The 15,959-nt window shown below is 66.3% G+C and carries 9 protein-coding genes and 1 pseudogene; 5 read left to right on the top strand and 5 right to left on the bottom strand.

The window, feature by feature from the left end; all coding sequences use genetic code 11:
- Positions 1–120: 120 nt before the first annotated feature.
- Positions 121–531, bottom strand: a complete 411-nt coding sequence (locus ABZ532_RS28340) for a hypothetical protein (RefSeq protein ID WP_361289757.1) — start codon at positions 529–531, stop codon at positions 121–123.
- A gap of 535 nt (positions 532–1,066) precedes the next feature.
- On the opposite strand from ABZ532_RS28340, the gene ABZ532_RS28335 reads away from it, so the two are divergent.
- Both ABZ532_RS28335 and ABZ532_RS28330 read left to right on the top strand, forming a co-directional pair.
- Positions 1,067–2,557: a right-handed parallel beta-helix repeat-containing protein gene (locus ABZ532_RS28335; protein ID WP_361289754.1), complete on the top strand. Its 1,491-nt coding sequence runs from the start codon at positions 1,067–1,069 to the stop codon at positions 2,555–2,557.
- 666 nt (positions 2,558–3,223) lie between these two features.
- Entirely contained in the window at positions 3,224–6,523 is a 3,300-nt protein-coding gene (locus ABZ532_RS28330) for a polymorphic toxin-type HINT domain-containing protein (RefSeq protein ID WP_361289751.1), read from the top strand.
- A gap of 598 nt (positions 6,524–7,121) precedes the next feature.
- Here ABZ532_RS28330 and ABZ532_RS28325 read toward each other — a convergent pair.
- A pseudogene (locus ABZ532_RS28325) lies at positions 7,122–7,711 on the bottom strand (site-specific integrase); the annotation flags it as partial.
- 67 nt (positions 7,712–7,778) lie between these two features.
- Positions 7,779–7,970: a hypothetical protein gene (locus tag ABZ532_RS28320; RefSeq protein WP_361289817.1), complete on the bottom strand. Its 192-nt coding sequence runs from the start codon at positions 7,968–7,970 to the stop codon at positions 7,779–7,781.
- Positions 7,971–8,045: 75 nt separating this feature from the next.
- Between ABZ532_RS28320 and ABZ532_RS28315 the strand changes: the two genes are divergently transcribed.
- A complete protein-coding gene (locus ABZ532_RS28315; RefSeq protein ID WP_361289812.1) occupies positions 8,046–8,408 on the top strand; it encodes a suppressor of fused domain protein in 363 nt (120 codons plus the stop codon).
- 718 nt (positions 8,409–9,126) lie between these two features.
- Here the strand turns inward: ABZ532_RS28315 and rph are convergent.
- Positions 9,127–11,724: a rifamycin-inactivating phosphotransferase gene (rph, locus tag ABZ532_RS28310; RefSeq protein WP_361289809.1), complete on the bottom strand. Its 2,598-nt coding sequence runs from the start codon at positions 11,722–11,724 to the stop codon at positions 9,127–9,129.
- Positions 11,725–12,426: 702 nt separating this feature from the next.
- Between rph and ABZ532_RS28305 the strand changes: the two genes are divergently transcribed.
- Positions 12,427–13,329, top strand: a complete 903-nt coding sequence (locus tag ABZ532_RS28305) for a hypothetical protein (RefSeq protein ID WP_361289748.1) — start codon at positions 12,427–12,429, stop codon at positions 13,327–13,329.
- 78 nt (positions 13,330–13,407) lie between these two features.
- Positions 13,408–13,752 carry a DUF6415 family natural product biosynthesis protein gene (locus ABZ532_RS28300; protein WP_361289746.1) on the top strand — a complete coding sequence of 115 codons (345 nt, stop codon included), beginning with the start codon at positions 13,408–13,410 and terminating at the stop codon, positions 13,750–13,752.
- Between the two features lie 504 nt (positions 13,753–14,256).
- On the opposite strand, the gene ABZ532_RS28295 is transcribed toward ABZ532_RS28300, so the two are convergent.
- Positions 14,257–15,753, bottom strand: coding sequence for an IMP dehydrogenase (locus ABZ532_RS28295; protein ID WP_361289743.1), 1,497 nt, complete (start codon positions 15,751–15,753; stop codon positions 14,257–14,259).
- Between the last annotated feature and the right edge of the window lie 206 nt (positions 15,754–15,959).

The following is a 15,959-nucleotide window of genomic DNA, read 5'->3' as shown; positions in this document are numbered from 1 at the left end:
TTGCTGTTGCGGGGGTCGGTGGGGTGTGGTTTTCACGCCGGGGTTGTGTGTTGTGGTGGGGGGCCTTGATAGTTGTGGCCCCCCCCCCCCCCCCCCCCGCTCCCGCGGGGCGACCGAGACTCAGCCCTGCTGGCCCTGTCCCTGCTGACCCTGCGGCGCCTGCCCCTGCTGCCCCTGCCCGGGCTGTCCGCCACCCGGGGCGCCACAGCCTCCGCCGGGGCCGCCGGGCGGCATGCCCGAGGGAGCGCCGCTCGGCATGCCCGACGGCGGGGCGCCGGTCGGCATACCGGAAGGCACATCAGTGGGGGCGCCGCTGGGAACCGCGGTCGGCATCCCGGAGGGCATACCGGACGGCATCCCCGACGGCGGCTGACAGCTCTGGTTGCCCTGATTCCCCGAGCCCTCACCGCCCGGGGACGACGACGAGGTGCCGCCCTTCGTGGACGAGGAGTCGTCCGAGCCGCAGGCGGTCAGCAGCAGCGGGGACAGCGCCAGCAGGGCGACGGCGGGTACGAGACGTGCACGCTTCATGGGAGACAGCTCCACAGTTCGAGGAGGAACCTGACGCCGGGACTCAACCAACCGCGCTTAGGACGTTCTTGGGCCCGCTCTGTGCACCACCTGTCAGTGAGGCAAAGCGCTCCCCAAGAGACTGCTCCGACCTGCGCTTTCCGCCACCCGCTCCGGGAGCGGCCCGGTACGGACCTGTGACAGAACGGCCTGCGAGCCGTGAGCACCGTCCCCGGCCACGGGAGCTTGCCGAATGAGCGGTCGACCCTGCCGGCCGGCCGTGCGACCCCTGGCTCCCCTCTGGGACATGCCGCGGTCACCGGTCATCTCGGCCGGATGGAGCTCCCGGCATACCGGCCCCGGCCGCGACGCGGGCTCGCCGTCCTGTGGGCCGGGAGCTACGCCCTCAGCACCGACACACCCCACTCGGGACTCGACACACCCACTCCAGACTTATTGTCTTATTTATACCTTTCTCTGTGATTCGATGCCCCCACGTTCACCCCTCCCAACCATGGGGCGTGACGGCTTGTCACACAGAAGGAGAGCACCGTCGATGTCTGGATCACAGGACAGCGGCACGGACACGGCGTCCCGTGCGAAAACCACGACACTGAGCCGTCACTGGCAGGTCGCCGTTCTCGCGGCGGCCGGATTCGCCACGATGGTCGGCGGAGGCGGCACGGCCGCGTACGCGGACTCCGCGGAAGCGAAGCCGGCCTCCGCGTCCAGGGACGACGACCAGTCGAGTTCCCAGGACAAGGCGACCCACGGCGGCAAGGGGCGGGACTCCGGCGCCAGGGGCGACAAGGGCAAGGGCCAAGATTCCGATCACCACGGCAGAGCGAGGAAGCACGGCCACGACGACGACCGCGGCCGCGTTTCGCACGAGGGGAATCGCGACAAGGCCAGGTCCGTGGAGTGCGATCCGGACGACCTGATCTCGGCGATCGTGCGTGCGAACGAGGTCACCGGTCCCGGCCACCTGGAGTTGGCGAAGGACTGCACCTATACGCTCACCGCCAATACGGACGGCAACGGCCTGCCCACCGTGACCCAGCCGATCACGATCATCGGCAACGGCGCGACCATCACGCGCGCCGCGAACGCCGACGACTTCCGGATCTTCGAGGTCCAGTCCGGCGGCGACCTGAAACTCCGCAACCTCACCATCACCCGCGGCAAGGCCGCCGATGACAATGGTGGCGCCATCAACGTGAGACCCGCGGGTCGGGTCGACCTCGAAAAGGTCACCCTGGAGGACAACACCGTCAGCGATGTCAGCAGCTACGAGGGCGGCGGTGTCTACAACGAGGGCATCACCGCCATCCGCGACAGCACCCTGCACACGAACTTCGGCCACGAGGGTGCCGCCGTGTCCAGCTACTACGGCAAGGCCGAGATCAGCAGAACCAAGGTCACCGGCAACATCTCCGACGGTTACGCGGCCATCGTCAACGAATACGGCACGACGAAGATCAGTGAGAGCTACCTCTCCTACAACTACGGTTACTACGGCGGCGCCCTGAACAACTACGGGGGCGTGACCGAGGTGGAGAAGAGCGCCCTCACCCACAACCTCGGCTACTACGGCGGCGGCATCTACAACCAGTACGGCTCGCTCTTCGTGCGGGACAGCACCGTCAAGGACAACACCGCCACCGACGGGGGTGGCGGCGGCCTCAACCTCACGGCATCAGCCGTGATCGAGGACAGCAGGATCCTCGACAACACCGCCACCAACAGCAGCGGCGGCGGTATCTCCGTCGAATTGGACGACGACGAGCTGGGGGTGGCGATCCGCGACTCGAAGATCGCCGGCAACCAGGCTCCCGGCAACGGCTCCAACGGCGGCGGCGTCTTCGTCGGCGTCAACAGCCTCGTCACCCTCACCGACTCGAAGGTGAAGGGCAACATCTCCGACGAACCCGCCGGCGGCGTCCACAACGACGGCACGGTCGTCACGAACGGCAAGGTCAGGATCATCGACAACGTGCCCACCAACTGCGACGGCAGCACCAACCCCGTCCCGAACTGCTTCGGCTGACACAGGCAGCCCCAGCGCCCGCCCCCGCGACCAGCACGGGGGCGGGCGCATGCACGGCCCGCTTGTCCGGGCGCGGGACCTGCGTCTGCTCAGGTCCGATGGCGAGATCGCGTCGACTCGCGCATCTCGACCAGCCGGCGCCTGGACCTCGTCTTCGACCGCACCCGGCGGATCAACCGCCTCAGGGCTCAACTACGCGAGATCCTGCCGGCCTTGGAGCGGCCAGTGGACCTGACCGACAAAGGTCCGGTCACGCTCCCGACCGGCCCCGCGTTCATGTGCCCCTCCCGTGATGGTGCAGAGAGTCAGCACTCGCGTCGGCAGGCCTGGCCTGCACCAGCCACACTCGAAGTCGATTGCCGGCGCCGGCCGAGACCTGATCCCTCTTCGTCACACTGCCCGCCGCCCGCTGGTGCGAGATCCAGCTTCGCCTCTGAGCTGCGACCTTTGCGGCCACACGTGATCGCGATCACTTGACGGATCGCGAGCGTCTGCTCATTTCTGCGCCCACGGCAGGTCCAGACACCCTCGCCGATCGGCGGGCGGCTGATCGCCGAGACCCTCTACGACGAGCGCGGACTCGCCGTTTCGGCCCAGTCCGATGTCTGGGACCAGCAGAGCGGTCCGACCGGCAACCTCGTCGCGACCAACGGCGCTCAGGCCCCGATGCAGGTCGACACCACCTACGACGGCGCCGCCCGCGCCATCAAGGCGGAAACCAAGATCACGGGCGTCCTCCAGTGGACCGTTGACACCGCCTACACCGGCGACACGGTGACCACCACCGCACCTGCCGGCGGCCAGGCCACCGCCCAGATCACCAACGCGCGCGGTCAGGTGACCCAGCGCCGCGAGTACGGCAGCACCGCACCGACCGGCAGCAACTACACGGCCACCGACTACACATACACGCCGGCCGGCCAGCAGAAGACCGTCGAAGGCGCGGACAAGGCCAAGTGGTCCTACACGTACGACCTGTTCGGTCGTGCGGTCAGCTCCGACGATCCCGACAAGGGCACGTCCACGACGACGTACAACGAGCTCGACCAGGTCATCGTCAACACCGATTCCCGCGGCAAGAAGCTGCTCTCCGAATACGACGTCCTCGGACGCAAGACGGGTTTGTGGGACGGCACCAAGACCGATGCCACCAAGCTCGCCGCGTGGACCTTCGACACACTTGCCAAGGGCCAGCAGGACACCGCCGTCCGCTATGAGAACGGCGTCGGCCAGACAACCAGCAAGGCCTACACCCAGAAGGTCACGAGCTACGACGCGCTTTACCAGCCAACCGGAAGCCAGCTGATCCTGCTCGCGAGCGACACCCTCGTCACCGCCGGGGTCCCGCAGACGCTCTCCTTCTCCACCGACTACAACCTCGACGGCACCATCGGTCAGACGAGCCACCCGGCCGTGGCCGGGCTGCCCACCGAAACCGTCGGAAACACCTACAACGCGACCGGCCAGCAGCTCACGTCACAAGGCACCAGCCAGTACCTCCAGGCAGCCCAGTACTCCCAACTCGGCGACCTAGGACAGCTCACCCTGGGCAAGAACAGCACAGGCTCGAAGGCCTACCTCTCCTTCGAGTACGAACAGGGGACCCGGCGGCTCACCCGCTCCTACGTCGCCGACACCGTCCACAGCTACACGCTGCAAGATCTCAAGATCAACCAGGATGACGCCGGAAACGTCACCTCGATCTTCGACACCGCCACCCTGGGCAGCACAACGAAGCCCGACTACCAGTGCTTCCGGTACGACGGCCACCGCCGCCTGACCGAGGCCTGGACCCCCAAGCTCCGCAACTGCGGCGCCGACGGCCGCACCACGGCCAACCTCTCCGGCGCGGCGCCCTACTGGAGCAGCTACACCTACACGGATTCCGGCCAGCGCAGGACCGAGACCCAGCACACGTCATCGGGCGACAGCACCACCACGTACGCCTACGGCACCGCCGAGGATCAGCCACATCCCCTGACTTCGACCACGGGGGCGAGAGCGGCAACCTACACCTACGACAGCTCCGGTAACACCACCAAGCGTCCCGGCACCCAGGCCCAGCAGACCCTGACCTGGAACAGCGAGGGCGAGCTCGCCTCGACGAAGGAACCCGCCGCGGGCAGCAAGCCGGCCACCGGCACTGGCTACCTCTACGACGCGAGCGGTGAGCTGCTCATCCGCCGCAACACGACGGGTGACGGCGACACGGTCCTCTACCTCCCCGGAGGCACCGAGGCCCGTCTCACCACGAAGGGCACGACCAAGGCCCTTACCGGTGCCCGCTACTACACGGCGGCGGGCCAGACCATCGCCCTGCGCACCGGAACCAAGGGCACCACCGCAACCCAGCTGACCTTCCTCGCCGGCGACCACCACGGCACCTCCAGCCTCGCTATCGATGCCACCACCTTCGCGGTGACCAAGCGCTACACCACCCCGTTCGGCTCCCCCCGGGGCACCACCCCGAAGTCCTGGCCGGACGACAAGGCCTTCCTCGGCAAACCGGCCGACGCGACCACGGGCCTCACCCACATCGGCGCCCGCGAATACGACCCGGCCATCGGCCAGTTCATCAGCGTCGACCCGATCCTGGCCCTCGACCAGCACCAGTCTCTGAACGGCTACGCCTACGCCAACAACACCCCGGTCACGTCCAGCGACCCGACGGGCACGTGGTGCGACGACTGCAACGCCGGATTCAGGTACGTAGACGGCGGCCGCCCCCCGCAGCCCAAGCCCGACGGTGGCCACCAAGGCGGATCCGGTACCGGTGAAACCGGCGGGACCGCACCCACGGACAGCAGTGGAAGCACCGTGGGCGACTGGTTCTCGGGCTTCGGCAACGCGTTTGTCGATGCGGCGAAGAACTTCGGAAACGGCTTCATTGATACAGGTAAAAATCACTTCACCAGCATGACCAGCTGCATTTCCGGCAACGGCAGGTGCCAGGAGTATCTGGAATACTCCTTTGGACCACTCCTCAACCCAGGCGCCGGCATCACGGAAAGAGCAGTGGAGGTCTCTAGCGACTTCGCCAACGGAAGGTCGGACCAAGGCGCGGGCAAGCTCGCGTTCGACGTTGCACTCGCCGTTGTGGCGAAAAAGGCTGCCGGCCTCTGCAAAAACAACAAAAACAGCTTCCTCCCTGGAACTGCTGTGCTGATGGCCGATGGCACCTACAGAGCCATAGAAGACGTCCGTATGGGCGATGAGGTTCTGGCCACCGACCCGGAAACTGGCAAATCATCGAGTAAAACGGTTACCGCCGAGATCCTGGGCGAAGGCCTGAAGCACCTGGTGAAGATCACCATTGTGGAGGAAGGCGACAGAAAGCCGACCGAAACTACCAACAGCATCACCGCAACTGATGGGCATCCGTTCTGGGTTCCTTCCTTGCGGAAGTGGGTCAAGGCGACCAACCTCCAGGCAGGCCAGTGGCTCCGGACCAGCTCCGGGACACTCGTCCAGATCAAGTCCATCCAGCGCTGGACCCAGACGGCACGTGTCCACAACCTGACCGTTGCGGACATCCACACGTACTATGTGCTGGCGGGGGCCACTCCGGTCCTGGTCCACAACTGCGGTTCCGCCGAAGAACAGGGAAGCGGCAACGTTTGGAAGAGCAGCGAAGAGCTCAGTAACGCCACCGGAAAGACGACGGCATCCAGAAATCGCGCCATTGATGCCATCATCAGCGAAGACTTCCCGGACCTCAATCTCACCCACCGCCCCGTTTACAGCTACGGGGTCAACTCCGGCATGGCGATGCCTAACGTAGGAACGCAAGTTGGATACAAGCGGTTTGCGAGTCGGGCACTCCTTCGCACTACGGTGATCCACGAAGAACTGCACCATCGCTGGTTCGCACGCGGTCTGACCAACCATCATCCACGCGACGGCTCCGGGACATCGGAACGATTTTACGGAATCGTCAACCGCTACATGTCGATCAGGGGATGGTAATGACAGAACAGGCAGCCCGGCTACCCGGACCGTGCCGCGAGTGCGGCGGGGTCGGCACGGAGTGGCTGGTTCAATCCACCAACAACGGGCGCCTCAGCTGGGAAGTCGAGTGGGATTGCAACACGTGCGGAATCTCGCACGACTCAGATGATGGTTGGGCACCGTCAAGAGTGCGGAACGCGATCCTGGAGCAGCATGGACCCCATTGCCTGAGACTCATCGACGCCACAGCGCACGGGGGAGTACTACTGAAGTCCTTTCGAGCAGCCTTCGGTACGTCAATTCAAGAAGCGAAGAGATTGTCGGATGAACTCAAGCAGTCTGGCTTCGAAGGCACTCTAGTGGAAACCACGCTTCTCTCCGAATTGTTGGAGAAATTCGGAATCTTCAGTGTGGCGCAGCCTGGTCGCTGCGGCTAGTCAAGAAGGCTCAGCTCTGCCAGTAGTTCGACCGCCAATCCAGGTTGCCAGAGGCATAGGCAATAGTCAGGGCTAAAGTGTTGCACTAGAGCAGGTACGCCAGAGGTCCCACCGGTCGATCTTCCGGTGGGGCCTCTGGCATGTGCCGGATTGCCTGACGGCAGTAGTTGACGGCAACGTCAGCGGATGGGTGCTGCGCACGGTGGCGGCTCGGCAGGATCGTCAGGCTGACCGGTGGTCTCGTCGGAGCGCCGGAGGGTGCGGCCCAGCAGGTCGATGGCGTCCCGCTGGAGCCGGAGCCTGACATGGGCGTAGACGGTGGCGGTGACGCCGATGTGAGCGTGGCCGAGAGCTCTTTGATCACGACGAGTTCGACGCCTTGCTCCAGGAGCAGGGTGGCGGTGGAGTGCCGTAGGTCGTGGAAGCGGATGCGGCGGAGCCCGGCCCGATCGAGGAGGGCACGGAAGCCGCGATTGAGGTTCGCGGGATCGATCGGCCCTCCCGCCGGCGTGGTGAAGACGAGTCCGCTGTGATCCCAGCCTTCAGCTGCCGCCTGACGTTCCACTTCCCGAGCTTCACGGTGTTCTTCCAACGAGTGGATGCCCTCGCTGGGGAGAGCGATGCGCCGTTCGGATGCGCGGGTTTTGGTGGGCAGGGTGGTCAGTCCGCCGACCTGGGTCCGCTGGAGGGCGCGGCGGATGTTGGCAGTGCCGGCACTGAGGTCGACGTCGTCCCACTGAAGGCCGAGGAGTTCGCCCTTGCGGAGGCCACGCCCAGCGGCGCGCATATGCGCAAGTCGGAATCAATGGCGCGGCCTGCCTTAGATGTCAAAGGAGTCAAGGTGCGGTCATGGCGAGAATATCCAGAAACATCGCCAAGGCGTTTGGGATGAGGTAATGGGACACTCGGAAGTGGTACACGAGGCGCTGCAGCGCCACCTGGAAGCCAGCTGGCCTGATCGTCATCACGACGAGTTCCGATGGGCGCTCGGCCCGATTGAGGAAGTGCTGCCAGGTTTCGCAGTTCACAGGGTCTCACCTCTTGGGCCAGGCGATTCCTACATCTATCTGTCGACTGGCGCTTTCGGTGTCGACGATGAGTCGATGCGGGAATTCTTCATCATGTCGCCCACTGAGTCACCGCGTCATGTTGAGACTCTCGCGATGGTCGCCCACTATCACAGTTTCCCGCAACATCGCTTGCGGCACGGATCCGTGATAGATATTGGGAGGCCGTGGGTGGAGGGTTCCGAAAATCGTCATCTTCTTGTGTCCTGGCCATATAGTCTGGATCGGAGGACGGCCATCTGCATGGCGGAGGGAAAGGAAATCACCTACCTTTGGCTAATCCCGATCTCTACCGAAGAGGCGAAGTTTGCGAGAGAGGTCGGGACTGAAGCGCTGGAGGAGCGTCTCGAAGAATCAGGGGTTAATCTCCTCGATCGGTTGCGCGTCTCGACTGTCTAGCACAATTCCGCTACCGGCTTACGGTCCTGGGAATTTTGGCAGGTGGCTCGATACTTGGCCGGTTCAATAGATGGATCTGGCCTGAATTGCCGGGTGAGCCAAAAGCAGCCCCGCCAGGGATCAATCCTTGGCGGGGCTGTTGCGTACGTTGACGGCAGTAGTTGACGCCGCGGCTGAGCTGGATTCGAGTCGCGGAAGGGCCTCTATTCAGCTCGGTAGCCAAAGCAGGACCTTCTACGTGGCAATCCAGGGGCAGGGATTCACATGGGCCTGAGGGCGCCACTGATGATCTGATTTAGATACTGGCTGCCTGGCGGGATGGTACTTCGGTGGATGACTTCGCCGGAAGGTTCCCATTCATGATCCGGGGCGGCTGGCGAGAGCGCACGAGTCGGGAGACTCGGTACCCGCTCAGTGGAATGGTTGCTGACTGCTGAGGAGTTCTCAGACGAGCGTCGCTAGTGGAAGCGGCCTACGCAGATGGTCGGTTCGGCTATATCTTCCCAACTCTCAGCCATGGAACGCTACGGCTAGATCGGTGCGCCGACAGCAAGGGGCCCAGGAAGTGAGCATTACTCCACTTTCTGGAGGTTCCTACCGCTGAAGAGAGCACGAGTCGTGTGCGTGTTGCGGGCGACGTCACGGGGTGGTCATCAACTACTTGGCATTCTCGCTTTGTTTGGCTGAAGCTATGGATGGGGCTTCTCGGTGTGATCGGTCAAGCCAGGATCTCGACGTACCCATCGGTTCCGTGCACGCGGATCCGCTGCCCGTCCCGGATCAGCCGGGTGGCCCGCTCCACACCCACGACGGCAGGCAGGCCGTACTCCCGGGCGATCACGGCGCCATGGGTCATCAGGCCGCCCACCTCCGTCACCAGGCCCGCGATGCCGACGAACAGTGGCGACCAGCTGGGGTCCGTGAAGGGCGTGACCAGGATGTCGCCCGCTTCGAGGTCGGCGTCCGCCATGTCCAGGATGACGCGGGCCCTTCCCTCGACGGTCCCTGCGGACACCGCCAGGCCGATCAGGGCGCCGGCTGGCACGTCGTCGCGCCGGTACGCCCCGGTGAGGGCCTCACCGTCCGAGGTCAGCACCCGGGGTGGTGTGAGCGCGTGGTAGGACCGGAACGCGTCCTTGCGCTGCTGGATGAGCTGGTCATCCACCCGGTTCGAGCGCACGACGTCGTGGAGTTCCTGGAACGTGAGGTAGAAGGCGTCCTCCTTCTCGGCAAGCACGCCGGCCTGCACGAGGCGCTCGGCCTCCTCCAGCAGGGCCTGCTTGTAGACGAAGTAGCGGCTGACGATCCCGTACTTCGGGTACTCCCGGTATCCGATGAAGGTTCTGACCCGGTCGATCATCCGCTTGGCCTCGTCGGCCTTCCGGTCCCCGTCCGGCAGGGCCCGCAGGCGTGACAGCACGTCCTGTTCCTTCTCCTGCGCCGTCCGCCGGCCTTGCTCGAAGCGCCGCTCGGCGGCGCCCGGCTCGAAGTTCCTGACGTTGTCGAGGATCACGGGCACGAGCGTCGTGGGGCGCTCGCGCCAACGTGGCCTCGTGATGTCGATCTCGCCGACGCAGCGCATGCCGTACCGGTCGAGGTAGGCCTCGATGGCATCGCGTGCTTCGGTCCCGCCCGCGAGCTTGGACAGCTCGTCCAGGAAACCGTCGTCCTCGACGCCCTGCAGGAACGCCACCACCTCTGGCCGCGGACGGATCACGTCCGCGACGTCGAGCAGCGCCAGTCCCATCTCCGACGTGACGTTGTCGGGGGCGGACAGCGTCAGCGTGTCAGCCGCGTTCTTCTCGCCGAGCCACTCCTGCAGCTTGTCGTTGAGCCACCACGTGGCCTCCATCCCCGCCGTGATCGCCTGCATGCTCAGCGGATCGCCGAGCACTCGCTTGTGCTCCTCGAAGGCCTCCAGCAGGAAGTCGAAGAGCGCCGGTCCGGTCTTCGTCCGGATGTCGCGCTCCAGGGCGGCGATGGACACCTGGCTGCGCTCGATCAGCTCGGTGACGATGGCCGGATCGGTCTCGATGGGGGCGGAGGCACCTTCGGCCGGTGGCCCGCCGGGGCCCGCGTCCGGGAGCGACGGGACGAAGTCGTCGCGTTCGATGACGGTCTCCAGAGCGTCCCTGGTCAGCGGATCGCCCCTCCCAATGGCGTCCAGGAGGCCTGCGCGGCTCGCGGGCGAGGCCAGGCGCCGGGTGACGTCGACGAACAGCCTCCCGCCGGCCTCGTGCATCGGCACCATGGCCGTCAGCTGCCACATGGAGAGCCCCAGGGGCTTCATGGGGTCAGTCATCATCTGCCCGTGACCAACGGAGACGTAGACGTGGTTCTCCTGGTCGCCGGTCTCGGGGATGGGGAACAGCGTCGTGATCGGCCGGCTCTGAACGATCTGGAAGCCATCGTCGACCAGGCACCATTCGATGTCCTGCGGACGGCCGAAGTGCGCTTCGATCCGCCGCCCGAGCTGCACGAGCCGCACGGCCTGTGCATCCGTCAGCGCCGGCTGCTCCTGCTTTTGCGAGTCGAGCGCCACTTCCTGCGTACCGCCGGCGGGCAGGGCGTGAACGGCGCGCTGTTTGACGGCGATCGCCCTGGAGACGACTTCGCCGTGCCGCACCTTGAAGACGTCCGGGTTCACCAGGCCGGAGACCAGGGCCTCGCCGAGACCGAAGCCGGCGTCCACGGTGGCGACCTTCCGGTTGCCCGTGACGGGGTCGGCCGTGAACAGGACGCCGGCCGCATGCGGGAAGACCATCCGCTGCACGACCACGGCCATGCGGACCGCACGGTGGTCGATGCCGTTCCGCCGGCGGTAGGTCACGGCCCGCTCGGTGAACAGCGAGGCCCAGCATCGGCTGATGTGCCGGAGGACCGCCGTCGGCCCCATGACGTTCAGGTACGTGTCCTGCTGGCCGGCGAAGGAGGCCGTCGGCAGGTCCTCCGCCGTCGCGCTGGAGCGGACGGCGTAGGCGACTTGCTCGCCGTGCCGGGCGAGCGCACGCGTGATCGCCGCCGCGAGATCGGCCGGGACGGCGATCCCTTCGATGGCCCGACGGATCTCCGCGCTGAGTGTGCGGACCGCCTCGCGGTCGTCCGGGTTCACACGCGACAACCGCTCGAGCCGCTCGTCGATCGACGGCGCTTGCGCCGTGATCCGCCGGAAGGCGTCCGTCGTCACGCAGAAGCCACCCGGCACGCGGATGCCTTCGATCCGCGACAGCCCGCCCAGGTGCGCTGCCTTGCCGCCGACCACCGCGACCTGCGTCTCGTCGACCTCTTGAAGATCGCACACGTACTGCTGCATCACTGCGACACCTCCGAGCCGGCCGAGTTCCGTCGCACTGCGGTGGCCGATCGAATCACCGGTGCCTCCCACCCTGTCGAACCTCCTGTCACGCACACCCTCATCGCTGGTCGCCGCCCCTCTGACGAGTCGACCGACCGGGCGGCGCGCACCCCCCGCCCCTCCGCGCCGAGCACACACCGCTGCAACTGCCGGTCCCACTCCTGGCTCGACGTCACCGCGCCCCCGTACATCGACAACAACACACGCACGCCGTGCCCCCATCTCCGCAGGTTGCGGCATCGGCCGACGATTCTGCGCCGTGACCCGGGCCTTGCGGCAAGCCCCCCAGCGCGCTATAAGTTGAGAGTGGCAAGGAGAGCGCTCTCCTTGCCATTGTCTTTTGCCGTCCACGGGAACCGACATCCCGCGAAGCGGTGGCGGGCGCATCCGGGTACGCCGCGTTCGGCTCAGGCGAATCTCGAAGCCCTGCTCTTGCCGGCAAGGCCCGAACATCGAGCGCGCCGTCGTCCCCCCTCAGGTCGTCGCGCCACACGAGTGCCGGGCCAGTCCCGCGGACCTGCGACGGTGTAGGCACCTGTCCGGCTCCGCCTCCAGCGCCCGGCCATCGATCTCCTCCGTCACGCCTCCCACAGGCTCGCGAAACCCCTCCCCCTCCAAGGACGGAAACGACCCACAAGTTTGTGCACGATCCTTCCGCTGGCGTTGCCGTCCACTACTGCCGTTACCCCACGCAGTAGCCCCGTCGCCGAGCAGAAGGACGAGTCCCGATCCAAGGGTGATCACCGGTCCCGCATCGCGACCCTGCTGCCGGACCTCCTCGCCGACACCGAACACTCCGGGCGCACGCTGCAGGGCGCCGACCGCCGCCGTGTTCTCGTCGCGCAGGGGCAGACCTACCACCTCGCGCAGCTCTTCCTCAGCTTCCAGCCCGCACCGGAGCTGGTCGTTCTCACCGGCGACCGGGCCATGACAGCGGCTCAGGACGCCGACAGCCCGCGCGCGATCGCTGCGGCAGCCTGGGACATGAACCACGTGTACAGGGACGCCAACGAGGCGACAGAGGCACGCGTCGACTTGGCGAAGCAGGCGGCCGCGCTGCTGCGCCAGGACGATCCGGAAGACCTCGCCCGGTGGGGACTGTTGCAGCTGGCCGTGGCCCTCTCCTTCGCGAAGACCGGACGGGCCGGTGATGCGTGGCGGTACTGGGACAAGGCCAACGACGCCTCGGGGCGGCTGGGCCGGGACTACGCCCACCCTTGGCTCGTGTTCGGGCAGGGCATCGTGGACGGCTACGCGCTGACCATGCACAACGACCTGATGCAGCCCGGGAAGGCGCTGGAGGTCGCGGAGGCGCTCGATCTGGACACGATCCCGTCAGCGACCCGCCGCAGTTACCACCTGATCGAGACTGCCCGGGCGCACGGTATGCAAGACGAAGGCGTTGCCTCGGTGGCCTTGCTCCAGAAGGCGTTCCGCGAATCGCCGGAGACGATTCAGTACAACATCCATACCCGCATGGCCCTGCCTGAGCTGGTGAAGACCGGGCCGCGCATGGTCCGCGAGGACGCGCAGCATCTGGCGCAGGAGCTCGGTGTACCCGTGTAGAGGGAGGAACCCTGCCCCTGAACAAGGGGGGAGAGACTCTCCCCTTCCTACCCCCCACCTACTCTTACCGTCAGTGACATGAAGGTCACGACGAGTTCAGATGCTGTGTCCGCGCCACCCGACCTCGCCACGATGCGGGACGTCGCACGTAAGGTCCTCGCTGACGAGGACGGCACCGCGCTGATCCCCGCGATGCGCGGGTTCGTGAACCTGATGGCCCCGGAGGTACAGGCCCTCATCCGCCGCGCCCCGCTTGGTGACTCGTCGGCGAAGGTGGCTCAGGTCGCTGTGGACGGGGCGTGCCTGCGGGTGACAACGCCTCCGGGGACTGGTCCGGAGGGTGCTCGTCGGCACGCGCGGAAGGTCGCACTGTCGGTGCTGTCGTTGTGCGACCACTACGAGAATCTTCGTGACCCGTCGTGATCTGCGCGAAGTGCCAGCAGGACATCCGCCCGGGCCGAAGCTACGACACACGCGAGATCCACTCCGCATCCGGCCCCGGCTGCGTGATTCGCGTCCACATGGTCTGCCCACCGCGGCAGCACTCACAGGTCCCCGCCCGCTGCCATGCGGCGGCTTGGGCAGCAGGCGGGCCCCACAGCTCCGTCGGCCGCCACGCCCCTGGACAGGTCGACGGCCGAGACGGTCAGGCAAGTCCATCGCACCGACGTGTAGGACGAATTGCACATGACCACAGTCACTCCGACGCGGTTGAGGACCCGCGACCCGCGGCTGATCCTCTCCTCCGCCCAGCCACACATCCGTCACCTCACGATCAACGTGGCGGCCGGCGGCACCCTCTGGGAGCGGGACATCGCATTACTGCTCCGCGACAACACCATGGTCCGGAACACTGGCGGGAGGGGGGTTCTTCCGACCGTGCACTATTCCCCCCACCAGCAGTCCTCGATGGACCTCGGCAGCTTGTCAGGAGACCGTCGCCGGGGTGTCTCGCAGGGTGACGTTGGCGTGGCTCTCCTGGAAGCTCTGGTCTGAAACGAGGGTCAGCCGGGCCGTGGACTGGAACTCTGGCAGGGTGGCAGAACCGCAGGAGACCATCGTGGTCTTGAGCTTGGCGATGGTCAGGGCGAGCCCTTCGTTGAGGTCGCCCGCGTAGGGGACGTAGCCGTCCACGCCTTCCTCGAAGACCAGCCCCTGACCGCCCTGACCGTAGCGCTGCCAGTTGCGGGCACGGTTCGAGCCCTCACCCCAGTACTCCTTCACGAAGCCGTCACGGGTGGGCAGCTTCGCGCCGTCCGCCTGGTCGAATCGCGCGAAGTAACGCCCCATCATGACGAAGTCCGCCCCCATCGCCAGCGCCAGAGCCACGTGGTAGTCGTGCACCAGCCCGCCGTCGGAACAGATCGGCACATACTCGCCGGTGCGCTCGCGAAAGGCATCCCGTGCCGCCGCAACATCCAGCACAGCACTGGCCTGGCCGCGGCCGATTCCCTTCTGGTCGCGAGTGATGCAGATGCTGCCGCCGCCCACGCCGATCTTGACGAAGTCCGCCCCCGCCTCGGCGAGGAAGGTGAACGCCTCGCCGTCGACCACGTTGCCGCCGCCGACCGGGATCTCGGGATAGTGCTTCTTCACCCAGGTCAGGGCCTGTGCTTGCCAGTCGCTGTAGCCGTCGGACGAGTCGAAGCACAGCGCGTCCGCGCCCGCCTCCACCAGGGCCGGGATGCGCTCCTGGTAGTCATGGGTGTTGACGCCCGCGCCCACGCGCAGGCGCTTGGCGGCGTCCACGACCTGGTTCGGGAATCGCTTGTTGTCCGTGTAGTCGGATCGGAACACCAGATACTGCAGGTTGCCCTCGCTGTCCAGCAGTGGGAGGCAGTCCAGCCGTTCGTCCCACAGCCGGGCGTTGGCTTCGGAAAGCGTGGTGTCAGGCCCTGCATGGGGCAAGTCGGCGATGGCGGTCATCCGCCCGCTGACCGGTTCAGTCAGGTCGTGGCGTTGCGGGTGGAAGTCGCGGGAGGTCACCAGGCCGAACAGGCGTCCGGTGGCGGTCCCGTCGTGGGTGACCGCGGCGGTGCTGTGACCTGTGCGGCGCATGATGTCGACCAGGAGACCCAGGCTGTCGTCAGGCCGGACGTTCGTATCGCTGGTGACGAATCCGGCCTTGAAGTTCTTCACATGGCAGACCGCTGCGACCTGGTCCTGGATCGACTGGTTGTGGTGCAGGAAGCTCAGACCGCCGTTGCGAGCGAGCGCGATCGCGAGTTCCGGTGTGCTGACAGCCTGCATGATCGCGGACGTGAACGGGGAGTGCAGCTCGATCGCCGACGGCTCGCCCACGATGTGCCGCACCAGGGGCGTGCGCAGCTCGACCGTCGCGGGCGAGCAGTCGGTCCGGGTCCGGTTGGGCAAGAGCAGAAACTCGTTGAACGTCCGTGAGACCTCGGCGATGATCTGTGCCACTTGTTCCTCCTGACCCGCCGGCCGGGGCCCGACTGCCCCGCCGTGAAGATCGCCCCCGTGTCCCAGGGCCCGGGCAGGCAGAGGTCACGCACGGCAACCGTGGAGGTGCCACGAACTGCGGCAGAACCCTGACCGGCCCGTGGATCGAACGGGTGCGGTCGTGACCTGGCACCTTATCGATTGGCCAGCCGCAGCACGAATCGTGC

This window comes from Streptomyces sp. NPDC019396 (assembly GCF_040632375.1).
Taxonomy (GTDB): Bacteria; Actinomycetota; Actinomycetes; order Streptomycetales; family Streptomycetaceae; genus Streptomyces.
Note: the sequence above shows the minus strand (reverse complement) of the source record. Positions and strands in the feature narration are given on the sequence as shown.